Raw genomic sequence first — 22,660 nt, 5'->3', positions numbered from 1 at the left:
AAAAGCAGTGCTGCTTTCCACCGTCACCCCCGCGAAAGCGGGGGTCCAAGTTCGGTTCCGTAGCCTGTGGCAGAGCGGGAAACTTGGGCTCCCGCCTACGCGGGAGCGACGGTGACAAATCAGGCAGCGGCGCGCGGTTGTGCGGCGACGCGCTCCAGGAACGCCGGAATCAGCGCAACCAGATCCTTGGCGCCAATCGCCGCGTATTTCAGCGTCTGCTCATGCGACAGCGGGAACGGCGACATGCCTTCCGCCAGGTTGGTAATCACCGATACGCCAACCACCTTCAAACCGCAATGACGCGCCGACACCACTTCCGGCACCACCGACATACCCACCACGTCGGCGCCCAGCTTGGCCATCATGCGGATTTCAGCGGCGGTTTCGAAGTTCGGACCCGGGTAGGCGATGAACACACCTTCATGCAGCGTGATGCCCTTGGCGGCGGCGGTTTCCTTGACCACGTTGCGGATGTCGCTGTCGTAAGCATTGGCCATGCTGAAAAAGCGCGGGCCGAAACGGTCGTCGTTCGGGCCGACCATCGGCGTGCCAGGCAGCCAGTTGATATGGTCGGTCAGGGCTACCAGGCTGCCCGCATCGACTTCGGTGCGCAGCGAACCGGCTGCGTTGGTCACGAACAGCATCTCGCAACCGAGCAGCTTCATGGTGCGCACGGCACTGGTCATCACGCCCATGCCGTAACCTTCGTAGAAGTGGCCGCGGCCCTTCATGCACACCACGTTCACGCCCGCCAGGGTGCCCAGTACCAGCTCGCCGGCGTGACCGTGCACGGTGCTGATCGGGAAACCAGGCAGCTCGTCGAAGCCGATCGAGACCGCATCGGTCATCTGCTCGGCCAGCACGCCGAGACCCGAACCGAGGATCATCGCCACGCGCGGCTCGAAACCAGGTTTGCGGGCACGGATGATATCGGCGGCTTCGAAGGGAGTATTGTTCGACATGAGGATTCCTTATCTGTTCGGGGAGGGCGCTGCCACGCGACGCGGAGGATGCAGGCGGCGTGGAGAATGGGTTCGCTAACTATTATAACTATGCATGATCGGGGATATGTATGGCAAATACCATTTTTCTTCCTCATTTATACGCGTAACATATAAATACACGCTAGAATCGATTGGACCCCGCCCGCCAATCAGGCACACTATAGGAGAGCGAGACACAATCATTGATTGACAGCATTAAGACAATTGTCTACTATCGCAAACAATTGTTTAATGATTGCTCATTGTGACCGAACTCTCCAAAAAAGACCAGTTGTACGAATTGATCCGCGCTAATCCCTTTATCTCGCAGCAGGATCTGGCATCGGTGCTGGGCTTGTCGCGCTCCGCGGTGGCCGGCTATATCGCAGGCCTGATCCGCGACCGGCGCCTGCTCGGACGCGCCTACGTGCTGCCCGATAACCGGCCGATCGTCTGCCTCGGCGCGGCCAATCTCGATCGCAAACTGCGCTCCCTCGCCACACTCAAGATGGGCACCTCGAATCCCGCGCGCCAGGACGAATCGTTCGGTGGCGTGGCCCGCAATATCGCCGAGAACCTGGCGCGCCTGTCGGCGCCGGTGGCGCTGATCACGGCTATCGGCGACGATTCGTCCGGCAAGGCGCTGCTGGCGCACGCCGAGGCAACCGGCATCGATACCCGCGCCACCCTGCACCTGACGGGCGTATGCAGCGGCACCTACACCGCGGTACTCGACGACCACGGCGAAATGATACTCGCGCTGGCCGACATGGCCCTGTACGACGCGCTCACGCCCGCCTTTCTGGCCACGCGCCAGCCGCAGCGCGCGGCCGGCGCCTTGACCGTGGCCGACCTGAACCTGCCACGCGACACCCTGCGCGCCCTGCTCGACGACGCCGCGCGCGATGCCGTGCCGCTGGTGCTGGTGGCGGTATCTCAGCCCAAGATGGCCAACCTGCCGGACGACCTGCACGGCCTGCGCCTGCTCATTCTGAACCAGGGCGAGCTCGAAACCCGCATCGGCGCGCGGCTTTTGACCGACGCCGACTTCCTGGCGGCCTGCCGCAGCTTGCAGGCGAAGGGCGCGCAAGACGTCATCGTCACGCGCGGCGCCACCGGCGTGGTCTACACCACTGCTGACGGCATCGCCCAGCTCGACGCGCCGCCTGCGCACATCGTCGACGTCACCGGTGCGGGCGACGCCTTTGCCGCTGCGGTATGCTGGTCCCTGTTCCAGGGCAGCGACGACATGACGCTGGCCTGTCGCCGCGGCCTGCAACTGTCTGCCATGACGCTCGCCAGCGAAGAAACCGTATGCCCTTACCTGACGGCGGAAGTCCTCGCCGAGATTCCGAATCCCGACGCCCTTCCCGGCGCCCAGCAGCCGTTCAACGCACTTTACCAGGACTGACCATGCACCAATACCTCTTGTTCTCGCCCGAAGTCGCCGCCGCCCGTTCCGCCGGCAAGCCGATCGTCGCCCTGGAGTCGACCATCATCTCGCACGGTATGCCGTACCCGCAAAACGTCACGATGGCGCAGGAAGTCGAGCACGTGATCCGCGCCGCCGGCGCCGTGCCGGCCACGATCGCCATCATCGAAGGCAAAATCTGCATCGGCCTGGTGGCCGAGCAGCTCGAACTGCTGGCCACGTCGCCGGACGCGATGAAAGTATCCCGCCGCGACCTGCCGTACGTGCTCTCGCAAGGCCGCCTTGGCGCCACCACTGTGGCCGCCACCATGATCTGCGCGCAGCTGGCCGGCATCCACGTGTTCGTCACCGGCGGCATCGGCGGCGTGCACCGCGGTGCCGAGACCAGCTTCGACATCTCGGCCGACCTGCAGGAACTGGCCCGCACCAACGTGGCGGTGGTGTGCGCCGGCGTCAAGTCGATCCTCGACATCGGCCTCACGCTCGAATACCTGGAAACCCACGGCGTGCCGGTGATCAGCGTCGGCCAGCCGGCCTTCCCTGCCTTCTTCACGCGCGACAGCGGCTTCAAGGCCGACTTCCAGCTCGATTCGGCGCTGGAGCAGGCATCCTTCATCCAGACCAAATGGCAGCTCGGCCTCAATGGCGGCATCGTCGTCAGCAATCCTGTGCCGGAAGCGTTTGCGATGCAGAAGGAAGAAATCGACGGCATCACCGAACAGGCATTGCAGGAAGCGCGCGACGGCGGCGTGGCGGGCAAGCTGGTTACCCCGTTCCTGCTGGCCCGCATCAAGACGCTGACCGAAGGACGCAGCCTGATGACCAACATCGCGCTGGTCAAGCACAACGCACAGGTAGGCGCCGAGCTGGCCGTAGCCATGCGTAACCTGCCAGGCCTGCAGCCGCTCTAACTCCACCCACATACCCACATGTCCATCGACCTGAAACAGCTCAAGTACTTCCTCGCGGTGGCTGAAGAAAAGAGCTTCAGCCGCGCCGCCGAGCGGCTGCACATTTCGCAGCCGCCCTTGAGCCAGCAGATCATGAAGCTCGAGAGCGAGTTGGGCGTGCGCCTGTTCGCGCGCACTACCCGCACCTTCGAGCTGACGGTGGCCGGCAAGGCGCTGATGGGAGAAGCGTCGGACCTGCTGGCCAAGATGCGCATGACGATCGACACCATCCGCCAGATCGACCGCGGCGAAGTCGGGCGCCTGCGGGTCGGCATCGTCGGTTCGGCCATGTGGGGACCGATTCCCAGCCTGCTCGAAGAATTCCAGACCAAGTTTCCGCGCGTGACCTGGACCTTGCATGAGTCAGGACCGAACGTGCAGTACGAAGCGCTGCGCGCCAAGCAGATCGACGTGGGTTTCTGGCGCGAGCCCAAGCTCGATGAAGATGAACTCAAACACGACAACCTGCGCCAGGAACTGTGTTTTCGCGAGAACGTGTGCGTGGCGGTCAACGAGCATCATCCGCTGGCCACGCAGCCGTGGATCGAGCTGACCGACATTGCCGACCAGCCGATGCTCACGCTGGCGCTGGACAAGTCGGCCTTCCCGCGCTACCTGATCCAGTGCTGCATCAAGGCCGGTTTTCAGCCGGCGATTTTCCAGGAAGCGTCCGAGCCGCAAACCTTGCTGGCGATGGTGGGTGCGGGCCTGGGCGTGGCGCTGATGCCGGAAACGACCAGCCGCATCGGCTGGCCGGGCGTAATCTTCTTGCCGATCAAGACCAATCCGCCATCGGCCAATCTGTACATCACCTACACCACGCTCGACGATGCGCCGGTGGTGCGGGCGTTCCTGAACATCCTCAATCCCAGCACCTAGAAAACCGCGCCGCCGGCCTCGCACACATCGTCGCGTACGGCCAGCGCCACTTCCAGCGCAATCGTCACCCCCCGCACCACGTCGGCCAGTGCCATGCTGGGCGCCCCGGGGTGCGCCGAAGCCTGCTGCGGCAGGTAGGGAATGTGAATGAAGCCTGCCCGTACATCCTGGCCCGCCGTCTGGTGCATCAGGCTGTAAAAAACGTGATTGCACACGAAGGTGCCCGCTGTCTGCGACACGGACGCCGGCAAGCCGGCCTCGCGCAAACCTGCGACGATAGCCTTGATCGGCAGGGTCGAAAAATACGCCGCCGGTCCACCCTCCACAACCGGCCGGTCGACGAGCTGGCACTGGGCGTTGTCGGGAATCGGGGCGTCGTCGATATTGATGGCGATGCGTTCCACCGACAGGTCCACCCTGCCCCCGGCCTGCCCGAGCGCGATCACCACCGCGGGCCGCACCTCGTCGATCGCCGCGCGCAGCACCTCGCCCGCGGCGCCGAACACGCACGGGAGCTGGCGCACTTCAATGCGATAGCCGTTGCCCTCGTGGCCGGCCAGCGAGCGCACCGCCTCCCATGCCGGATTGATCGTCTCTTTATTGAACCGCTCGAAGCCGGTCAGCAGTACTGTTCTGGTCATTTCTGGTCCATCAAAAAATACAGCAGGAAGATATTTGCCACCAGCAGCGGCAGCGCGGTCGGTATCTGCGCCTTGATCACCGCGTGCTTGTCGGGCAGTTCGAGCAGCACCACCGGCACCACGTTGAAGTTGGCGGCCATGGGTGTCATCAGGGTGCCGCAATAGGCGCTGAACATGCCGATGGCGGCCATCACCGCAGGGTTGGCGCCGTACTGGCCGATCAGGATCGGAATGCCGACGCCGCCGGCCATCACGGGAAACGCAGCGAAGCCGTTACCCATGATGATCGTGAACAGCGCCATGCCGACGCAGAACACTACCACCGCCACGAAACGCGAATCCATGTTGATGTACGAGGTGGTGATGTGCGCGACCGCCTTGCCGACGCCCGCTTCGGCGAACAGCAGCCCCAGGACGGCCAGCATGTGCGGCAGCACCACCGCCCAGCCGACCGCGTCGACCAGGCGGCGCCATTCGCGCATGCCCTGCACCGGCGTGGAGCGCGTCAGCCAGCAAGCCGCGCCGACCGCCAGCACCGAAGCACAACCGAGGCTGACCAGCGTCAGGTGCTTCGTTTCGAGCAGCAGCAGGCCGCCGATGTGAACGTCCTTGAGCAGGGTCGAGCCGATCATGGTCACCACCGGGATGATCAATGCGGGGATGAACAGCAGGTGGCCGAGGCGGCGCGCGCTGGATGTCTTTTCCTCGGTCGTGCGCACGCCGTATTTGCCCAGGGTGACGCCGCCGCAGCCGGCGATCAGGGCCATCACGATCATGATCACGCCGACAATCGCTGGCGGCAGGCGTTCGCCAACGAGGTAGACGGCGGCGTACAGGGCCCAGAACAAGGCGCTCGAATAGCGGCGCGGATTATCCTTGTCGCGCAGGGACATGACGGCGGAAGCGGCCAGCATGGCGCCGAGCGCCAGGTAGAAATAGTCAAGCAGGATGATCATTTGCCGGCTCCGTCGCGCGCAATCTCGGCATCGAAGCGGTGCAGGCGCCACGCGTGGATGATGAAGGCGGTGATCGCGGTGGGAATGCCCCACATCGCCATGTGCAGCGGATTGACCGGAATGCCTTCGGCCGCGAGGATGGTCTGCATCAGGACGATGGCGCCGAAGGCGACGAAGACATCTTCGCCGAAGAACAGGCCGATGTTGTCGGTGGCGGCCGACATGGCGCGGATGCGGTAGCGCAGCTTGTCGCTGATGGTGCCGTTGCGCGTTTCGGCGGCCGCTTCGGCCATGGGCGCGACCAGCGGACGCACCATCGACGGGTGGCCGCCAAGGCTGGTCAGGCCGAATGCGGCCGACACTTCGCGCACGAACAGGTAAACGATCAGCAGGCGGCCGGTGGTGGCCGATTTGATCTTGGCGATGCTCGCTTGCGCATGCTCCTTGAGGCCGAAGCGTTCGAGCAGGCCGATGGCGGCCAGCGGCAGCAGCAGGATCATCGGCAGGTTGCGTGTTTTGATGAAGGCGGTGCCGAGCGAGGCGAGGAGCGTTTCGACCGGCATCGACACGGCCAGGCCGGTGGCGCCGCATGCGGCGACAACGACCAGCACAGGATGCACGCGCAGCACGAAGCCGACAATGATGACGGCGACGCCGATGAGCGGCCACAGGTTCACTGCTGTTTGCATGGATTCTCCGGTAGACCCGTCAGGGGGCCGGGGAATCTTACCCGATACCGGCGTCGCGCCCTATTATTCTTCGGGCTCCGCACCTGTGATGCGGATAGCGACGAAATTGCGCTTGTCGTAACGGGAATTGAACTGGTACTTGACGTTAATGTCGGCCTGCCGCCCATACACTGTGAGTTCTCCGGACAGCGAGTCTACGTGTACGTCTTTGCGGATCAACTTCGGGCCCTTGGTCACGCAGGCGATGACGCGCGAGATGTTATGGCCCATGAATTCCATCGAGGTGTTCTTCATCATCCATTGGCAGATCACCCGGCCTTTCTCGTCCATGGCAGAGGGCTTGCAGCTCTTCGACGCCAGGACGATGGTGTCACTGTTCTGCGTCGCCACTTCCATCGAATGCGTTTCGCCGACCGCGTTGCCACCCCACTGCGTCTCCAGTTCCATCGAGCGCTTTTCGTCGACCGCGATGCCATCGGCAAAGCTGTCGATCACGTCGCACATTTCATCTTTCTTTGCCTGCGCCGAAGCGAAGGAGCACAGAGCGCACAATGCTGCGCCAGCGATCATGGAATAGAGTGGCTTCATGGTTTTCCCAAAAAAAACGGGCCCCGCACATCTTGCGATGTGAGGGGCCCGGTACGGCATCAGGACGGAGATTAGAACGTCGCCTTGAGCTGCACGCCAAAGCTGCGCGGCTCGTTGACCATGCCGGTCAGGTTGTCGAAGTCGATCGCGCCGACCGACTGCACTTTGTCGGTGATGTTGCGCGCGAAGGCTGCCACTTCGTAGTTATCCCACTTGTAGCCCATGCGCAGGCCGCCTTCGACCAGCGACTTGGCTTTGTATTCCTTGGCTTCGTACAGGAACATATTGTAGGTGCTGCGATACGCCCAGTCGGTGTAGGCAAAGAACTCGGCATCGCCCACCGGCACGCTGTAACGCAGCGTGAAGTTGCCTTGCCACTTAGGTGCGCGCGGCAGCGGGTTGCCGTTCAGTTTCTGCGTGTACGCGAAAGGACCCGCCACGCCGGTTGGCGTGCAGCCGTTCAGACCCTTGGTATTTGGCTCGTTGCCGCAGGTCTGGACGAACAGCTTGGAGTCCTTGATCTCGGTGTCGTTGAAGCTGCCGCCCAGGGTCATGCGCAGTGCGTCCGACAGGTTGGCCTGGAAGTCCAGTTCCACGCCCTGGCCGGTCACGCGGTCGGCGTTGATCAACTGGTTCATGTTGATCTGGCCCGAACCGGCGGTCAGCTGCTTGTCCTTGACGCGGTACTGGAACACGCTGGCCGACAGGCGCGCGCGGCGATTGAACAGGTCCTGCTTGATACCGGCTTCGTACGACAGCGCCTTTTCAGCTTCGGCGAACGATGGACGATCGGCCAGGCCGTTCAAACGACCCTGCATGCTCGGTGCGCGATAGCCGGTGGCCACGCGGGCGAACAGATTGCTGTCGGCGCTGAGCGCGTAGGTGCCGGACATATCCCAGCTCACGTTGGTCGACTCGTTGCTGATCCCGAAAGGACCCGCGGTGGTCAACTCGACGCGCCGGGCGGCGAAGTTCTTCTTGTCGTTGGTGTAGCGCAGACCGCCACGCAGCTTGAACTTGTCGGACACGGTGTAGTTCAGTGAACCGAAGGCGGCCCACGATTTGGTGTCCTGGTACTGGGTCGCGAAGAACGGGTTCTGCGGATTACCCGGCGCCAGCGAGTCGAAGCTGATGCTGTCGATCTGGATGTCTTCGTTGAAGTAGAACAGGCCGGCGATCCACTGCAGCGGACCGGTGTTGACCGACTCCGCGCGGAACTCCTGGGTGAACTGGCGGTGCTTCGGCAGCACGTCCGCCGTTTCGACCACGAACGGGATGAACGCGGCCTGGTTGGCGTAGCTCGGGCCCATCGGCTGCGCGTACACGGCGCCATAGCCGCCGTCGACATCGGCGCGGCTGTAGAAGTCGGCCGATTCGTAACCCGTGATCGAGTGCAGCGTGACGCCGGAGAGGTCCAGGCGCAGGCGCATGCTGGCGCCTTCGGTCGAGAGGCGCTGTTCATTCACGCCGTCGCTGTCGTAGCGGCCGTACTGGAAGCCGTCGACCAGTTCATTGCTGCCCTTCTTGAGGATATTCGCGCGGAACAGGGTGGCGCTGCCATCCATGTCGCGCGCGTGCACGTTGAACAGGGCGCTGAAGTTACTGGTCGGTTTGACCAGCACTTGCAGGCGCAGCGCATCGTCGTGGTAACCCTCGAAATCCTTGGTGCCGTTGCCCGGACGGTTGTTATGTACGCGGTCGCCGCGGTTCTGCGACTGCGCCGATACGCGCGCGGCGACGGTATCGCTGATTGGCAGATTGATCGCGCCTTCAAAATTGCGGGCGCGGTAGTTGCCGATGCCGACCGTGGCATAGCCGTCGGACTTGCCGATCTGCGGCTTGGCCGAGTCGAACTTGATCACGCCGGCCGGGGAATTACGGCCAAACAGCGTGCCCTGTGGGCCGCGCAGCACTTCGACCTGGTCGACGTCGAACACCGGGAAGCCTTTCAACATCGGGCTTTCCTGCACGATGTCGTCGACCACCAGGCCAACTGGCTGCGATGCGTTCAGATCGAAATCGGTATTACCCTGGCCGCGGATGTAAAAGCGCGGGAACGAACGGCCATAGTCGGATTCGACGTTCAGGCTGGGCGAACGGCCCGACAGGAAGCGGATGTCCTGGCCGCCGGCGGTGAGCACGTCGAGTTTTTCACCCTTGAGCGTGGTGATCGCCATCGGCACGTCCTTGATGTTCTCGGAACGGCGCTGCGCGGTCACGATCACGGTTTCCAGCTGGCCGGCCTGTGGCTTGGCTTCTTCGGCTAGCTTGTCCTGGGCCATCGCGGCGTGCACCGGAAAGGCGCTGGCAACGGCCAGGGCGATCAGCGAACGGGTGGCGAACTGCTTGCTTTTTATTGTCATTTAAGTAATCCCTTAGATCGATTAACCATCTCATGAATCCTGCGTTCCGGTTCGCACCCCGCTCCGGCAACGTGCGCCGCCGCACGCCTTGCAGCGCACAAAACAGCCTTCATCGCCCCGCTGTGACTACGCTTCCGTCTGTATCTTGATAGTGCTTGGGCATCCTAGCATGAAAAGAATTGACCCGAAATCATGGGAATTACGTTTTCATTTATATTTCGATCATATAAATGACGAAGCAAAATCGTATTTGCCATACATATTAACGGTGATGCATAGTTCTAAAGCTGTACCTGTGCCATATGGCGCGGCGCAATATTCCCTAGCCTTACGCACTCCCGGGCGTAGCGAACATGGCGACGACACGGCCCACCTCGCACCGGGCCTGGACGAGCAAAGTTCAACACGTAAAGACGCGTGATTTTCGCCACATGAGTTGTTGCAACAATACGACATAGCCCGCCAGGAAAGTTGCCATGAACCAAATTAGTGCATCCGCCAGCCGCCTCAAGGCCGTAGCCGGCCTGGGCCAGCAAATCTGGCTCGATAACCTCAGCCGCGAGCTGGTCGCCTCGGGCGAACTGGCGCGCTGGATCGCCGACGACGGCATCCAGGGCGTGACCTCAAATCCATCCATCTTCTATAACGCGATCCGCAACGACGCCGCCTATCAGGCCGCGCTGCCGGCTTTGCGCCTGGCCCACCTTGACCCGGAAGCGCGCTTCGAAGCGCTGGTCCTGCCCGACGTGCAGGCCGCGTGCGACCTGTTCGCGCCCCTGTACGCCGACAGCGACGGCCATGCGGGGTTTGTCAGCTTCGAAGTCGCGCCGCGCCTGGCGCACGATGCCGCCGGCACCGTGCTTGATGCGCGCCGCCTGTGGGCCGCGATCGACCGGCCCAACGCGATGATCAAGATCCCCGCGACCGAAGCGGGCATCGCCGCAGTCGAAGAAGTGATCTACGCCGGCATCAACGTCAACGTCACCCTCATTTTCAGCGCCACCCAGCTGGCCGCCGTGCGCGCGGCGCACCGCCGTGGCCTGGCGCGCAGGCTGGAAGCGATGCTGTCGGTGCAGCGCATCGCCAGCGTGGCCAGCGTCTTTATCAGCCGCGTCGATGCCGCCGTCGATGCACTGCTGCCGCCGGCCGCCGATGCCCTGCGCGGCAAGGCGGCCATCGCCGCCGCGCGCGTGGCCTACCACGAGTTCCAGAACGACAGCGGCTTTGCCATCTTCACCGCCTTCGGCGCCACCCCGCAATGGCTGCTGTGGGCCAGCACCGGCGTGAAAAACCCGGCCATGCGCGACGTCACCTACGTGGAAGAACTGATCGGCGAAGCGACCGTGAACACCGTGCCCGATGCGACCCTGGCCGCCTTCCGCGACCATGGCGAAGCGCGCCTGTCGCTGGTCGACGATGTCGACGGCGCGCGCGCCGTATTGACGCAACTGGGCCGGCACGGCATCGGACTCGATACAATTGGTAACGACCTCTTGCGCTCCGGCCTGACACAATTCGAGCAAGCACACGCCAATTTGCTGGCTTTGCTTGCTTAGTGTCGTTAAGCTTACGCATTCCTTTCGCCCCATCGCAGCCGGTGTGCCGGGTACAATATCGCTTTCCAGGAGTGAACTCATGAAATTTAAGCAACTTAGTATCACGATCGCGGCGCTGTGCGTCGCGGCGAGCGCCACGGCTGCCGACCCAAAACTGGGCATCGTGTACGACGCCGGCGGGAAGTTCGACAAGTCGTTCAACCAGTCCGCGTTTGAAGGCGCCGAGCGCTTCAAAAAAGAGACCAACATCAAATACATCGAGGTGCAGGCCAGCAGCGATACCCAGGCCGAACAAGTGCTGCGCGGCCTGGCGCGCAAGAAGCTGGACCTGATCGCCGCCGTCGGCTTCTCGCAGACCCAGGCCGTGCAGAAGGTCGCGCAGGAATTCCCCAACGTGCGCTTCGTGCTGATCGACGCTGTGGCCAAGGGTAACAACGTCAACTCGATCCTGTTCAAGGAAGAAGAAGGCTCGTACCTGGTCGGCGTGGCCGCCGCCCTTGCATCGAAGTCGAAGAAAATCGGTTTTGTCGGCGGCATGGACATTCCGCTGATCCGCACCTTCGCCTGCGGCTACGCCCAGGGCGCGAAAGCGACCAACGCGAAAATCGAGACGATGCAGAACATGGTCGGCACCACCAGCGCGGCCTGGAACGACCCGGCCAAGGGCGGTGAGCTGGCGCGCGCGCAGTTCGACCGCGGCGTGGACGTGGTGTTCGCCGTTGCCGGCGGCAGCGGCATGGGCACCCTGCAGACGGCCAAGGAAAAAGGCAAGCTGGCCATCGGCGTCGACTCGAACCAGAACTACCTCCATCCGGGCACCATGCTGACCTCCATGGTCAAGCGGGTCGACCTGGCCATCTACGATTCGTTCATGCAGATGAAGAACGGCACCTGGAAAGCCGGCGTCACCTACAGGGGCCTGAAAGAAGGCGGCGTCGATTGGGCGCTGGACAAGGATAACCGCGCGGTCGTCACGCCGGAGATCGAAAAAAAGGTCAACGAAGCGAAGGCCAATATCATCAGCGGCAAGGTCAAAGTGGTCGACTACCGCGTTGGCAGCAGCTGCCCGGTCTAGATTCTCCCCGCACTCCAGAAAAGCGCGCCGCGCCGGTTTTGATCGGCCCGGCGCGCTTTTGAACTCATTTACCTTTACTACTCACCACTGACCGCTATGCAGCCAGCTGTAGAATTTCGCAATATCTGCAAAGCCTTCGGGGCCGTGCAGGCGAACGCCGACGTCAGCTTCTCCATCGCCAAGGGCTCGATCCATGGCGTGATCGGCGAGAACGGCGCCGGCAAGTCGACCCTCATGAGCATCCTGTACGGCTACTACAATGCCGACAGCGGTGCGCTGCTGATCGACGGCCAGGCGCAGGACATCCGCACCAGCCAACAGGCGATCGCCCTCGGTATCGGCATGGTGCACCAGCACTTCATGCTGGTCGAGAATTTCACGGTACTCGACAACGTCATGCTGGGCACCGAAGGCGGCTTCAAGCTCGCATCGCACCGCGCCGCGACCGAAGCGAAGCTGCGCGAGATCTGCACCCGCTACCGGCTCGATGTCGACCCGCTGGCCAAGATCGAAGACCTGTCGGTCGGCGCGCAGCAGCGCGTCGAGATCCTCAAGCAGATCTACCGCAGCGCCAACATCCTGATCCTGGACGAGCCGACCGCCGTGCTGACGGCGCAGGAAACCGCGTCGCTGTTCGAGATCCTGCGTCTGTTCAAGGAACAGGGCAAGACCATCGTTTTGATCACCCACAAGCTGGGCGAAATCATGGAGATCACCGACCAGGTGACCGTGATGCGCGCCGGGCGCGTGGCGGGCGCGGTGCAGACCGCGACGACGTCGAAGGAAGAACTGGCGAACATGATGGTGGGCCGCCCGATCCAGGGTGAGCTGCCGCGCGCACCGTACAACCCCGGCCCCGCCGTGCTGGAAGTGGCCGGCCTGCAGTTGCAGGATGCCGCAGGCGTGCGCCTGCTGGCCGATATCGACTTCACCCTGCGCGCGGGCGAAATCGTGGCGATTGCCGGCGTGTCGGGCAACGGCCAAAGCGAATTGATGCAAATCCTGTCGGGCATGCGCCTGCCGAGCGGCGGCAAGGTTGCCTTCCTCGGCACCGAACTGCCCTACGCCAAACGCTCGGACGCCGACGGCTTGCCGGCCACGTTCCGCAAGCTGGGCATCGGCCACGTGCCGGAAGACCGCCTGCGCGACGGCGTGATCAAGGATTTTTCGGTCATGCAGAACACCGTGTTCGGCTACCAGGACCGGGTTTGCAACCGCTGGGGCCTGTTCGACTTCAAGGCCATCGCGGCGCGCTGCGGCGACCTGCTCAAGGCCTTCGACGTGCGTCCGGCCAATCCGGAGCTGCGCATTGGCCTGCTCTCGGGCGGTAACCAGCAAAAAGTGGTGATCGCGCGCGAAGTGTCGGCCAAACCGAAGCTGATGCTAGTCGGCCAGCCGACCCGCGGGGTCGACATCGGCACCATCGAAAGCATCCACACGCAGCTGCTCAAGATGCGCGACGAAGGCGTGGCGATCCTGCTGGTGTCGGTGGAACTGGAAGAAGTGCGGGCGCTGGCCGACCGCATCATCGTCATGTCCGGCGGACGCATTACCGGTGAACTCAAGATTGAAGAATTCGACACAACCCGCATCGGGCTGCTGATGGGCGGGATGCACAAAACATGAAAACGACCGAACTCCCACGCTGGGCAAGCGCGTTTGTCCTGCCTGTACTGAACCTGCTCTCGGCATTGCTGGTGGCCGCGCTGGTGATCCATCTGCTGGGCGAAAGCCCGAGCGAGTCGCTGCGCATCCTGATCGACAGCGCGGTGATCAATCCCGAGGGGTTGAGCTACACGCTGTTCTACGCCAGTACCTTCATCTTTACCGGCCTGTCGGTATCGATCGCCATGAAGGCCGGGCTGTTCAACATCGGCAGCGAAGGCCAGTTGTACGTGGGCGGCCTGGGACTGACCGTGGTCATGCTCACGCTCGACCACTCGCTGCCCGCCTGGCTGCTGATTCCGGCGGCGATGCTGGGCAGCGCGGTATTCGGCGCGGCCTGGGCATGGCTGCCCGGCTATCTGCAGGCCAAGCGCGGCAGCCATGTGGTGGTGACGACGATCATGTTCAACTTCATCGCCGCCAGTCTGATGAACTTCATCATCGTCAAGTACCTGATACCGGAAGGCCAGCAAAATCCGGCCAGCCGCGTGTTCTCGGAAGCCGGCGCCATGCCGCGCCTGAACGAATGGTTCCCCATCCTGGGCGACACGCCGCTCAACGTCAGCTTCCTGATCGCGATTGCCGCCCTGGCCATTTACGGCGTGATGGTGTGGCGTTCCTCGTGGGGCTACAAGCTGCGCGCCACCGGCCTGAATCAAAGCGCGGCGCATTATGCGGGGGTGTCGATCAGCCGCATGATCATCGTGGCGATGCTCATTTCGGGCGCGCTGGCAGGTCTGGGCGCGGTCAATTCGATCATGGGTTCGACCCACTACCTGAGCCTGAACTTCCCGGCCGGCGCGGGCTTTATCGGCATCGCGATTGCGCTGATGGGGCGCCAGCACCCGGTCGGTATTTTCCTGTCGAGCGTCCTGTTCGGCGCACTGATCCAGGGCGGTTTCGACCTGTCGCTGGAAAAACCGAACATCCCGCAGGAGACCTTCATTTTCATCCAGGGGCTGATCATTCTGTTCTGCGGCGCGATGGAAAATCTGTATGCGCCCGCTGTCCTGAAGCTGCTTAACATTCGCAAAGGATAAGCCATGTTTGAAGACCTCCATTTATCGAGCATTGTCGTTTCCACGATCCGCAATGCGCCAGTTCTGATTTTTGCCGCGATGGCCGGCCTGTTCGCCGAACGCAGCGGCGTGGTCGACATTGCGTTAGAGGGCAAAATCCTCGCCAGCGCGTTCGTCTCGGCCGCTGTCGCCTTCACCACGCAGAACGCCTGGTACGGCGTGGCCGCCGGCGTGGCGGTATCGGCCGCACTGGCGCTGCTGCAGGGTTACGTCAGCATCACCCAGAAGGGCAACCAGCTGGTGGGCGGCATTGCGATCAACATCGCCATGAGCGGCCTGACCTTCGTGCTGGCCCAGTTCTTCTACCAGCAGGGCGGCCGCACGCCGGACCTGGGCCAGGCGCGCCTGTTCGATATCGTCTTGCCGGGTACCGAGGCGCTGGCGGGAATTCCCTTCATCGGCTGGTTCTACGGGCACGTGATCGGCGGCCATTCGGCGCTGGTGTACCTGGCGTTCGCGCTGATCCCGCTGGTGCACTGGGTGATTTACCACAGCCGCTTCGGCCTGCGCCTGCGCGCCTGTGGCGAGAATCCGCACGCGGCTGATGCGGCCGGCGTCAGTGTCGCCACCACGCGCTATATGGCGATGCTGGTGGCGGGCATCCTGTGCTCGTTCTCGGGTGCTTACCTGGCGATCGTGCAGAGTGGCTTCTTCCTGCGCGACATGTCGGCCGGGGCAGGCTATCTGGCGCTGACCGCGCTGGTGTTCGGTAACTGGCGGCCGATGTACACGGCGCTCGGCTGCATGATGTTCGGCTTCTTCAGCGCCGTGCAGATCCAGATCGAAGGCGTCGACCTGCCGGGCATCGGGCGCATTCCGGGCTCGCTGATCCAGATGGTGCCGTACGTGGTGACCGTGATCGTGCTGGCCGGTCTGATGGCCAAATCGGTGGCGCCGAAAGCGATCGGCAAGCCGTTCGTCAAGTCGCGTTAAACCCGCAATGGCGAAGCGCGGCCTGATCGCCTTCGCCTGTCTGCTTTTGGTGGGATTCGCCGCGCTGTTCGGCGCCGGCGAATATCTCAGTGCTCCCGCGCGGCGCCAGATCGGTGCCGCGCCGCCGGACTTCCCCGCTTCCTCCGTTACTGTTTCTACCGCCGCCGGCCCGGTCCGGGGCTGGATGGCGCGTGGCACGCCGGGCGCTGGCGTGGTTCTGCTGCTGCACGGCGTGCGCGGCAACCGCCTGCATATGCTGGGGCGCGCGCGCTTTCTGTCGCGACTGGGGTATGGCGTGCTGCTGATCGACCAGCAGGCGCACGGCGAAAGCGCGGGTGCGCGCATCAGCTTCGGCGTGCGCGAGGCCGATGGCGTGCGTGCCGCGCTGGCTTACCTCAAGCGCGAACAGCCCGATGAACGGATCGGCGTGATCGGCGTGTCGCTCGGCGCTGCTGCCGTGGTGCTGTCGAAACCCGGACGCGGGATCGATGCGCTGGTGATCGAGGCGATGTATCCGACGATTGAGGAAGCCATCGAGAATCGCCTGCGCCTGCATCTGGGAAGCGCGGGCGTTGGCCTGGCGCCACTGTTGCTATGGCAGGTGCCGCTGCGGCTGGATCTGACTTTGGACCAGTTACGGCCGATCGACGCTGTAAGCACGCTGGCCTGCCCTACCCTGGTTGTCGGCGGAGAAAAGGATCAGCATACGAGCGAGGCCGAGACGCGCCGCATATACGCCGCCGTGCCCGAACCAAAGCAGCTTTGGATCGTGCCCGGGGCGGCGCATACCGACTTTCATGGTGTGGCGACGCGCGAGTATGAAGCACGGATCGGCCAGTTCATGGCGCTGCACCTCAGAGGCATCAAATAACTCAGCCACGCTGTACCAGCGCTGGCGATGTTACTTCATTGGTACGAAAAAACATTTTCCAATACCAAACCAAGGCGATCAAGCAAAACGGCAGTAGCGCTAGTTCTGGCAGCCAGTAGTCGATTGAATCAATCCGCGACTTTTCGGCGACCAACGACACGCCGTACATTCTTTCGATGAAAAAGGTGATCGCGTTATAGCCGCCATGTACGAAAATGGGCGCATATAATGAAGCGAACCTGACCGCAACAATTGCGTAAATAATTCCATTCACAAAACTGCCTAAAAATCCTTGATCGAAGTGAACAATCCCGAACATCAATGATGATACGACGATCGCGACACTCAATCGATACTTCTCACATAGGCGACGCAATATAAATCCGCGAAAAACAATTTCTTCGACAACGGGACCTAACACGACAATGGTAATTGCTTGAAGGACCAGCCAGCTCGGCAGCCAGGTTGTGTTATCAAACGTTGAAGGCTTGGCAAAATGCCAGTGACGATATGCCCAATCGATATCGATTTTTGCACTCAAAAAAACCAGGACAGCCCAGCACCCAATCCCGATGACTACGCTTGCAAAGAGCACAGCGACCAATTCGGCTAGAGCCCGAACTGAGAAGCCAGCCCCCATGAATTGAGTAAAATTCAGATTCTCTCGTTGAAGGAAGCGTTTACTAAAATAGATCATCGTCAATGCGATGCCAACAAATTTCAGATAGATGGAATTCGTAATACCTTCCCCATAGGTGCCCACGATATAGTCCCACACGAGCATTACGCAAACCCAAATAAATATGACTTCATGGATTTTGATTGGCGCTGGTCGAACCAGGGAATTTGGGAGCGTACTGAAATTATTCAACATTCTGCCACCTTTGTACTGAAATCGTAATCTGGGTTTATGTGACGAAGCCCGACAATATACGTGCTTCGCCACTTCTGTCATCGGGCTTCCGATTCAGCGATATAAAGCTAATTGATCAATCACCCTGGATCCGGTCATACAGCCAACGACCCAAGTTACCGCCCCATCTCTGAACTTCATCAAAGGCTTCGAAGCTTAGTTCAAGAAATTGTTGGAAGCTAGCTTCGCAACCAATTTTTTCAGTCGATATTTCGCATTTCATATCTTCTTTACCGCTACCGCCAATTGCCTCGAGAATTGCAGAATTTTCGATTATTTGCATGACTACTCCTTGCTATATGTTTCAATCGCACCGAAGTGTGCGATTGAATCCAGGCCGGCACGCGGACTGATGAGAGTCGACCGACGCGAATAATAAGACGAGCCATTTTCCAATCTCGCTTACTTGCAATTATTATCACGGATACTGGCAATCTAGACATTATCGAAACGCAAACCAAGCATTTAATCGTAAACCAATTATTGGGAGAAAATTGCCGGACGCAATTCAACTTCTCTGCCTGCACACAAACCAACAACCCGATCCGCCGAATTAATCGTTTCCGGCCGGTGCGCCACCATGATGCGTGTCAGCGCCATGCTGCTCAACGCCGCATTCACGAGCTGTTCGTTTTGAATATCGAGGTGACTGGTAGCTTCATCCAATGCCAGCACTTTGGGAGATTTGTAAAGCGCCCGGGCCAGTAGAATGCGTTGTTTCTGCCCGCCGGACAAACTGCTACCCATATCTCCCACCAAGGTTTGATACCCCATCGGCATCGAAGCAATTTCGTCATGCACCGCCGCCAGCCGCGCGCACCGCTCCACATCGGCATACTCGCATTTGCTGTCGAAGAAACTGATGTTGTCGATGATGGAACCTGCCAGGAGCACGTCATCCTGCATGACCGTGCCGACCAATTGTCGATACGCCTGCAGGCCAAGCTGCTGAATCGGAATTCCATCGATCATCACCTCCCCTTCGGTGGGCGCGAGTAAGCCGAGAAGGATCTTGCACATCGTCGTCTTGCCGCATCCGCTTGGACCGACCAACGCAACGCTCTGCCCCGCCGGTATGTGCAGATTCACGCCGTCCAGAATCCAGGGCTCACCGTCTGCATAGCGAAACTTCACATCGCGCAGGGTGATGCTGGGAGAAATCCGGCTTAAATCGCTTTCCCACATGGTCGTGGGCTCCGCCGGCTCCAGAACGATATCGGACAGCCGCTCTGCATGCAGCCCGAGCATCTTCAGGCTGATCAGCATGTCCACGAGGCTGACCATGCGGCCTGCGAATGTCGCTGTGTAACTGATGAATGCCATCAGCATTCCCACCGTCAACGCGTTTCGCAGCACCAGCCCCGCCCCGATGTAGAAAACGATCAGGCCTTGCAAGCCGATGATCGTACTGTTCGTGGCCTTGATCAGGATGGTGAGTTTTTCGGTCCTGGCATCGCGGTTGACGACATCCTGCTTGAGGTTTTGCCAGCGCGCCTTGCGCTCGGCATCCCGCCCGAATAATTTGAGGGGAACAATGGCACGCACGGTTTCCACAAAATGCGTATTTTCCTTCGCGGCGAGGATCAGGCGTTCCTGCGATGCGATTCTGAGCGGCTCATAAAAAATCCACCGCAATGCGCCATATAACGCGACGCTGATGGCGACGATCAGCGTGAGCTCCGCGCTGTACATCAACATCATTCCCAACGCCAGCAGCGCCATCAAACCATCCAGCACGCTTTCCACAAACACCCTGGTCAATGTCTGCTGGATCGCGGTAATGCTGCCGAAACGGGACAGCACGTCGCCCAGGTGGCGTTTTTCAAAAAACACCGTAGGCAGGCTGATCAGATGGGAAAACACACGGGCCGACCATTGCAGGCCAACGTCGATACTCCATCTCATCAACACCATGCTGCGCGCAATGCCGATCAGCGTCTGCGTCACCAGCAGGAGAGCAAAGCCGACCACCAATATCTGCAGCAATTGGTGATCGCCGCTGACGATCACCTCATCGATCACGTACTGATTGAATAGCGGCGAAACAAGCGCGAACACTTCCAGCGCAAGTGCCAGCGCAAATACTTGCAATAACGCCCGGCGCAATCCGACAACCGGTCCGGTCAGCTGCTTGATCGACATCCTACGGGTGGCGTCTTTCTGCTCGAATTCCGCAGTCGGCATCAGTTCCAGTGCGACCCCGGTAAAATGCTCCGACACCTCGGCCATTGTGAGGATTCGTTCTCCAACGGCCGGATCGAGAATGACGACGGTCGTGGTGCCGCGCAAGCTGCGCTTGATCTTCTTCAGGACGACGAAGTGATTCAGATTCCAATGCAATATGCACGGACACTTCAAGGCGCCCAACTCGTCCAGCGCCAGTCTTAAGGGCCGCGACGCAAGATGCATGGAGCCCGCGTGTCGCATTAATTGAGCCAGGCTCGCGCCTTTGAGACTGATAGAAAAGCGCCGGCGTAAATCCGCAAGGTCCATATGACTACCGAAATGGCTGGCCACCATGGCAAGGCAAGCCAGCCCGCATTCGCTCGATTCGGTCTGTAGAACGGCTTTCATCTCCGGCTCCCTCAGATTGATTTAACGCTGCGCGGCCGCCAGCAAGGGCGCCGCGATCCATTCCCAGATGCGTCGCCGGTCTTGCACGATGTCCGCTTCCAGCGTCATACCGGCACGCAGCGGTTGCGCCACGCCGTAGACATCGACATTCTGGCGCGACAACTGCACCCGGATTCGAAACAAGGCCTCGCTGCTGTTCCCGCCCGGGGCGCTTTGCTGGGCATGACTGAGAATCGTGCTGGCCAGATGCGGGGGAAGATCATTCGGCGCAAACGGCGCCTTGCTGATATCGACAATGCGTCCGCGATGCAGGCCGAATTTCTGATAGGGATAGGCCTGATAACGTATCAAGACCGTCTGGCCGGCCGCGACAAAACCCATCATCCGGCTTGGCGCATACAGCTGGACCTCCAATAGCTCACCGTGTTCCTTGCCGTTCGCCTGAGGTATCAGCACCGCCAGGGATTGAGCGGCAGCGACCGCCTGCCCGGAACGGTAAGTAATCGTCGCCACCACCCCTGCCTGCGGTGCGAGTATCAGACTGGTTTTTCGACTGTGATTTTCGGCGATTTCCTTGTCGATGCTGGCCTCCGAACGCTGCAACTGGCTCATCGTGTTGTCCAGCTCGCCCACACTGGCGGTGCGTTCCGAAGCCAGGTTCAGCCGGCTCGCTTGCAGCTGCAGCTTTGCTCTGGTGAGCGTACTCACCCGCGCGCCAAGATCGATCAGTTCTTCTTGCTTTTGCTGCGTCTGTGCTGCGGATACGAATCCACTGCCCTGCAAGGTTTCGTACTTGGCAAGGCTCGACTTGGCAAGTTCGAGGCGCCGCTGCGCTAACGCGATTTCCTGCTCTAATTCCAGCGTCTCCGCATTGACGTTCAACAAACGTTCATCGATTGCGGTTGCCTTATCGCGATGCTGAGCCATCCGGGTGCGGCGCTCGGACGCCAGCGTGTTTTTCTGGATCGTTAACTGTTGAGCCACCAGCATGGAAATTTCTCCATTGCTTCCCTGGCGTTCGGTCGACACCTCGAACAGCGGCTGCCCGGCGATAACAGCCTGACCTTCGGTCACGAAACTTCGGGTAAGAATTCCCGGGTTCATCGCGGCGATCGTCAAGCTTCCGCCAGCAGGCAAGGTCATGCCTGTCACCCGCGCTTTTCTGGTCACGGTGCCGAAGAAAATGTATGCAAGAACACACAGCGCAATAGCCAAAGCAACACATGCAACGATTCGGACCGACATCGGCTGCGCGAGCCGGATCGCACCCATCCATTGATTGACGTGCGCTTGCGCCACCTCCTTGCGGAAGAACGAGTCGTTAACGGCGGAAGGTTGTTCGGGTGGGGCGGCCTGCGGTGCCTCTGGCGAGGCGCTATTGAGCGTGTTCTGACAAATGTTCGACATTGGGCAAGCTCTCATTTCACGGTAGGCAGCGCGCGCCGCAGTGCAGCGGCGCGGTTTGCGTGAAGAAACGGAGTCTCACAGCCTATCGAACATGAAATCTTAGCTAATGACTTAACGTAAGTTTTCCCGACAATCTATTCAATGAATGTCAGCTTGCGGTAGAACAAAACGGTGGTCGCACCATCGCACCGTCATCGCGCTGCCCCTGCGGAGCGGCAGCGCTGGCAAAACGGGTCAGTCGCCGGCAAGGCGCGTCGAACGGCCCAGGGTCCAGGCAAAGGCCACGCCGGCCGACGCGCCGGTTTTCTTCTTCATCAGCGGACTGTCTTCGTTGGCGGCACCCGCATAACTCTCAAGCCGCATGAAGCCGAACACGCGCACGTCCTCATTGATCATGCGCGACGCGCTTGCGCCCACCCGTGTCAACATCAGCCCCGCGTCGGCCCGATAGCCAGGCCGCGTGGAGGTGGCATATTGCGGCTGCACTTCGTAAAAATAGCGGTTCACCTTCTTGTCGCCGATGACCACGCCGGCGTTGGCATCGAAGGTCCACAGGCCGTCGGCGCTGCGCATCTCGTACACCACCTTCGGCTCGAACGTGAAGCCTTGCGTGCGCACGCCGGCGCGCGCTTCGATCACGGCGCGCAGCGGGATGTCGAGGCGTACGCGGCTCGACGCGCTCGGCTCGGCGATGCGCACCTTCAGGCGCGGCCCGAATTCGAGCAAGGTGCCCAGGTTGGGCATGCCGGCGCGCGCGGCCACGTCGTCGGAGCGGGCCGGCAGCGAAGCCGCCAGACCCACATCGAGTTCGACCGCCTCGCGCTTGACCAGGCGCGCGCCGATGCCGGATTGGTCGGCGCGGAACACCTTGCCACGGTAGATCAGGAACGGCAGCAGCAAGCCGCGCGTCGAGCGGTCGGCCGAGCCGGGATAGGCGGGCGTCGAGGCGAAGCCGCCAAGGACGCCGGCTTCCCATAATGGCAGGGGTTTGTTTTCGGCGGGTACAGCGCAGGCGATGATCGGAAATGCGAGCAGTATGGCAGCGATGGTGACGGCGAGTTTCATGCGGATGTCCGAGGTGGCGTTGCGAACTTGGGTCCCCGCCG

Annotated in this window: 21 protein-coding genes; 10 read left to right on the top strand and 11 right to left on the bottom strand. The window is 61.3% G+C overall.

What is annotated here, in order from left to right; translation table 11 throughout:
• Positions 1-119: 119 nt before the first annotated feature.
• Positions 120-962 (bottom strand): xanthosine phosphorylase, encoded by an 843-nt coding sequence (gene xapA / locus CR152_RS08360; protein WP_054266513.1) that lies wholly within the window; start codon positions 960-962, stop codon positions 120-122.
• A 286-nt stretch (positions 963-1,248) separates the two neighbouring features.
• On the opposite strand from xapA, the gene CR152_RS08355 reads away from it, so the two are divergent.
• From CR152_RS08355 to CR152_RS08345, 3 genes are read left to right on the top strand one after another with little or no spacing between them, the layout of a single operon-like run.
• The gene (locus CR152_RS08355) at positions 1,249-2,394 is read left to right on the top strand and encodes a carbohydrate kinase (protein ID WP_099874503.1); all 1,146 of its coding nucleotides are present in this window, start codon (positions 1,249-1,251) and stop codon (positions 2,392-2,394) included.
• Between the two features lie 2 nt (positions 2,395-2,396).
• Complete coding sequence (locus CR152_RS08350) at positions 2,397-3,326, top strand: pseudouridine-5'-phosphate glycosidase (protein WP_099874502.1); 930 nt, start codon at positions 2,397-2,399, stop codon at positions 3,324-3,326.
• Between the two features lie 18 nt (positions 3,327-3,344).
• Entirely contained in the window at positions 3,345-4,244 is a 900-nt protein-coding gene (locus tag CR152_RS08345; RefSeq protein ID WP_099874501.1) for a LysR family transcriptional regulator, read from the top strand.
• On the opposite strand, the gene pcp is transcribed toward CR152_RS08345, so the two are convergent.
• From pcp to CR152_RS08320, 5 genes are all read right to left on the bottom strand, one after another.
• A complete protein-coding gene (pcp, locus tag CR152_RS08340; protein ID WP_099874500.1) occupies positions 4,241-4,885 on the bottom strand; it encodes a pyroglutamyl-peptidase I in 645 nt (214 codons plus the stop codon). The genes CR152_RS08345 and pcp overlap by 4 nt on opposite strands.
• The gene (locus CR152_RS08335; RefSeq protein ID WP_099874499.1) at positions 4,882-5,841 is read right to left on the bottom strand and encodes a DUF979 domain-containing protein; all 960 of its coding nucleotides are present in this window, start codon (positions 5,839-5,841) and stop codon (positions 4,882-4,884) included. The genes pcp and CR152_RS08335 overlap by 4 nt, the downstream gene beginning before the upstream one ends.
• Positions 5,838-6,530, bottom strand: a complete 693-nt coding sequence (locus CR152_RS08330) for a DUF969 domain-containing protein (RefSeq protein ID WP_099874498.1) — start codon at positions 6,528-6,530, stop codon at positions 5,838-5,840. The genes CR152_RS08335 and CR152_RS08330 overlap by 4 nt, the downstream gene beginning before the upstream one ends.
• Positions 6,531-6,593: 63 nt before the next feature.
• Entirely contained in the window at positions 6,594-7,118 is a 525-nt protein-coding gene (locus CR152_RS08325; RefSeq protein ID WP_157778388.1) for a hypothetical protein, read from the bottom strand.
• Positions 7,119-7,189: 71 nt separating this feature from the next.
• A complete protein-coding gene (locus CR152_RS08320) occupies positions 7,190-9,481 on the bottom strand; it encodes a TonB-dependent receptor (protein WP_229413312.1) in 2,292 nt (763 codons plus the stop codon).
• A gap of 169 nt (positions 9,482-9,650) precedes the next feature.
• On the opposite strand from CR152_RS08320, the gene CR152_RS32765 reads away from it, so the two are divergent.
• From CR152_RS32765 to CR152_RS08290, 7 genes are all read left to right on the top strand, one after another.
• Positions 9,651-9,902, top strand: a complete 252-nt coding sequence (locus tag CR152_RS32765) for a hypothetical protein (RefSeq protein ID WP_157778387.1) — start codon at positions 9,651-9,653, stop codon at positions 9,900-9,902.
• Positions 9,903-9,957: 55 nt separating this feature from the next.
• Positions 9,958-11,037: a transaldolase gene (gene tal, locus CR152_RS08315; protein ID WP_099874496.1), complete on the top strand. Its 1,080-nt coding sequence runs from the start codon at positions 9,958-9,960 to the stop codon at positions 11,035-11,037.
• 79 nt (positions 11,038-11,116) lie between these two features.
• Positions 11,117-12,112: a BMP family lipoprotein gene (locus CR152_RS08310; RefSeq protein WP_099874495.1), complete on the top strand. Its 996-nt coding sequence runs from the start codon at positions 11,117-11,119 to the stop codon at positions 12,110-12,112.
• A 96-nt stretch (positions 12,113-12,208) separates the two neighbouring features.
• Positions 12,209-13,738: an ABC transporter ATP-binding protein gene (locus CR152_RS08305; protein ID WP_099874494.1), complete on the top strand. Its 1,530-nt coding sequence runs from the start codon at positions 12,209-12,211 to the stop codon at positions 13,736-13,738.
• Positions 13,735-14,817 carry an ABC transporter permease gene (locus CR152_RS08300; protein ID WP_099874493.1) on the top strand — a complete coding sequence of 361 codons (1,083 nt, stop codon included), beginning with the start codon at positions 13,735-13,737 and terminating at the stop codon, positions 14,815-14,817. Before CR152_RS08305 ends, CR152_RS08300 begins: the two co-directional genes overlap by 4 nt.
• Before the next feature lie 3 nt (positions 14,818-14,820).
• Positions 14,821-15,789 carry an ABC transporter permease gene (locus CR152_RS08295; RefSeq protein ID WP_099874492.1) on the top strand — a complete coding sequence of 323 codons (969 nt, stop codon included), beginning with the start codon at positions 14,821-14,823 and terminating at the stop codon, positions 15,787-15,789.
• A gap of 7 nt (positions 15,790-15,796) precedes the next feature.
• Positions 15,797-16,660, top strand: coding sequence for an alpha/beta hydrolase (locus CR152_RS08290; RefSeq protein ID WP_099874491.1), 864 nt, complete (start codon positions 15,797-15,799; stop codon positions 16,658-16,660).
• Between the two features lies 1 nt (position 16,661).
• Here CR152_RS08290 and CR152_RS08285 read toward each other — a convergent pair whose 3' ends face one another.
• The 5 genes from CR152_RS08285 to CR152_RS08265 form a co-directional block, all read right to left on the bottom strand.
• Complete coding sequence (locus CR152_RS08285; protein ID WP_157778386.1) at positions 16,662-17,534, bottom strand: CPBP family intramembrane glutamic endopeptidase; 873 nt, start codon at positions 17,532-17,534, stop codon at positions 16,662-16,664.
• Positions 17,535-17,649: 115 nt separating this feature from the next.
• Entirely contained in the window at positions 17,650-17,856 is a 207-nt protein-coding gene (locus CR152_RS08280) for a hypothetical protein (RefSeq protein WP_099874489.1), read from the bottom strand.
• A 197-nt stretch (positions 17,857-18,053) separates the two neighbouring features.
• A complete protein-coding gene (locus tag CR152_RS08275; protein ID WP_099874488.1) occupies positions 18,054-20,147 on the bottom strand; it encodes a peptidase domain-containing ABC transporter in 2,094 nt (697 codons plus the stop codon).
• A gap of 21 nt (positions 20,148-20,168) precedes the next feature.
• Positions 20,169-21,554: an HlyD family secretion protein gene (locus tag CR152_RS08270; protein ID WP_157778385.1), complete on the bottom strand. Its 1,386-nt coding sequence runs from the start codon at positions 21,552-21,554 to the stop codon at positions 20,169-20,171.
• Between the two features lie 234 nt (positions 21,555-21,788).
• Positions 21,789-22,619, bottom strand: coding sequence for a MipA/OmpV family protein (locus CR152_RS08265; protein ID WP_099874486.1), 831 nt, complete (start codon positions 22,617-22,619; stop codon positions 21,789-21,791).
• Positions 22,620-22,660: the final 41 nt, after the last annotated feature.

This window comes from Massilia violaceinigra (assembly GCF_002752675.1).
Lineage (GTDB): Bacteria > Pseudomonadota > Gammaproteobacteria > Burkholderiales > Burkholderiaceae_D > Telluria_A > Telluria_A violaceinigra.
Note: the sequence above shows the minus strand (reverse complement) of the source record. Positions and strands in the feature narration are given on the sequence as shown.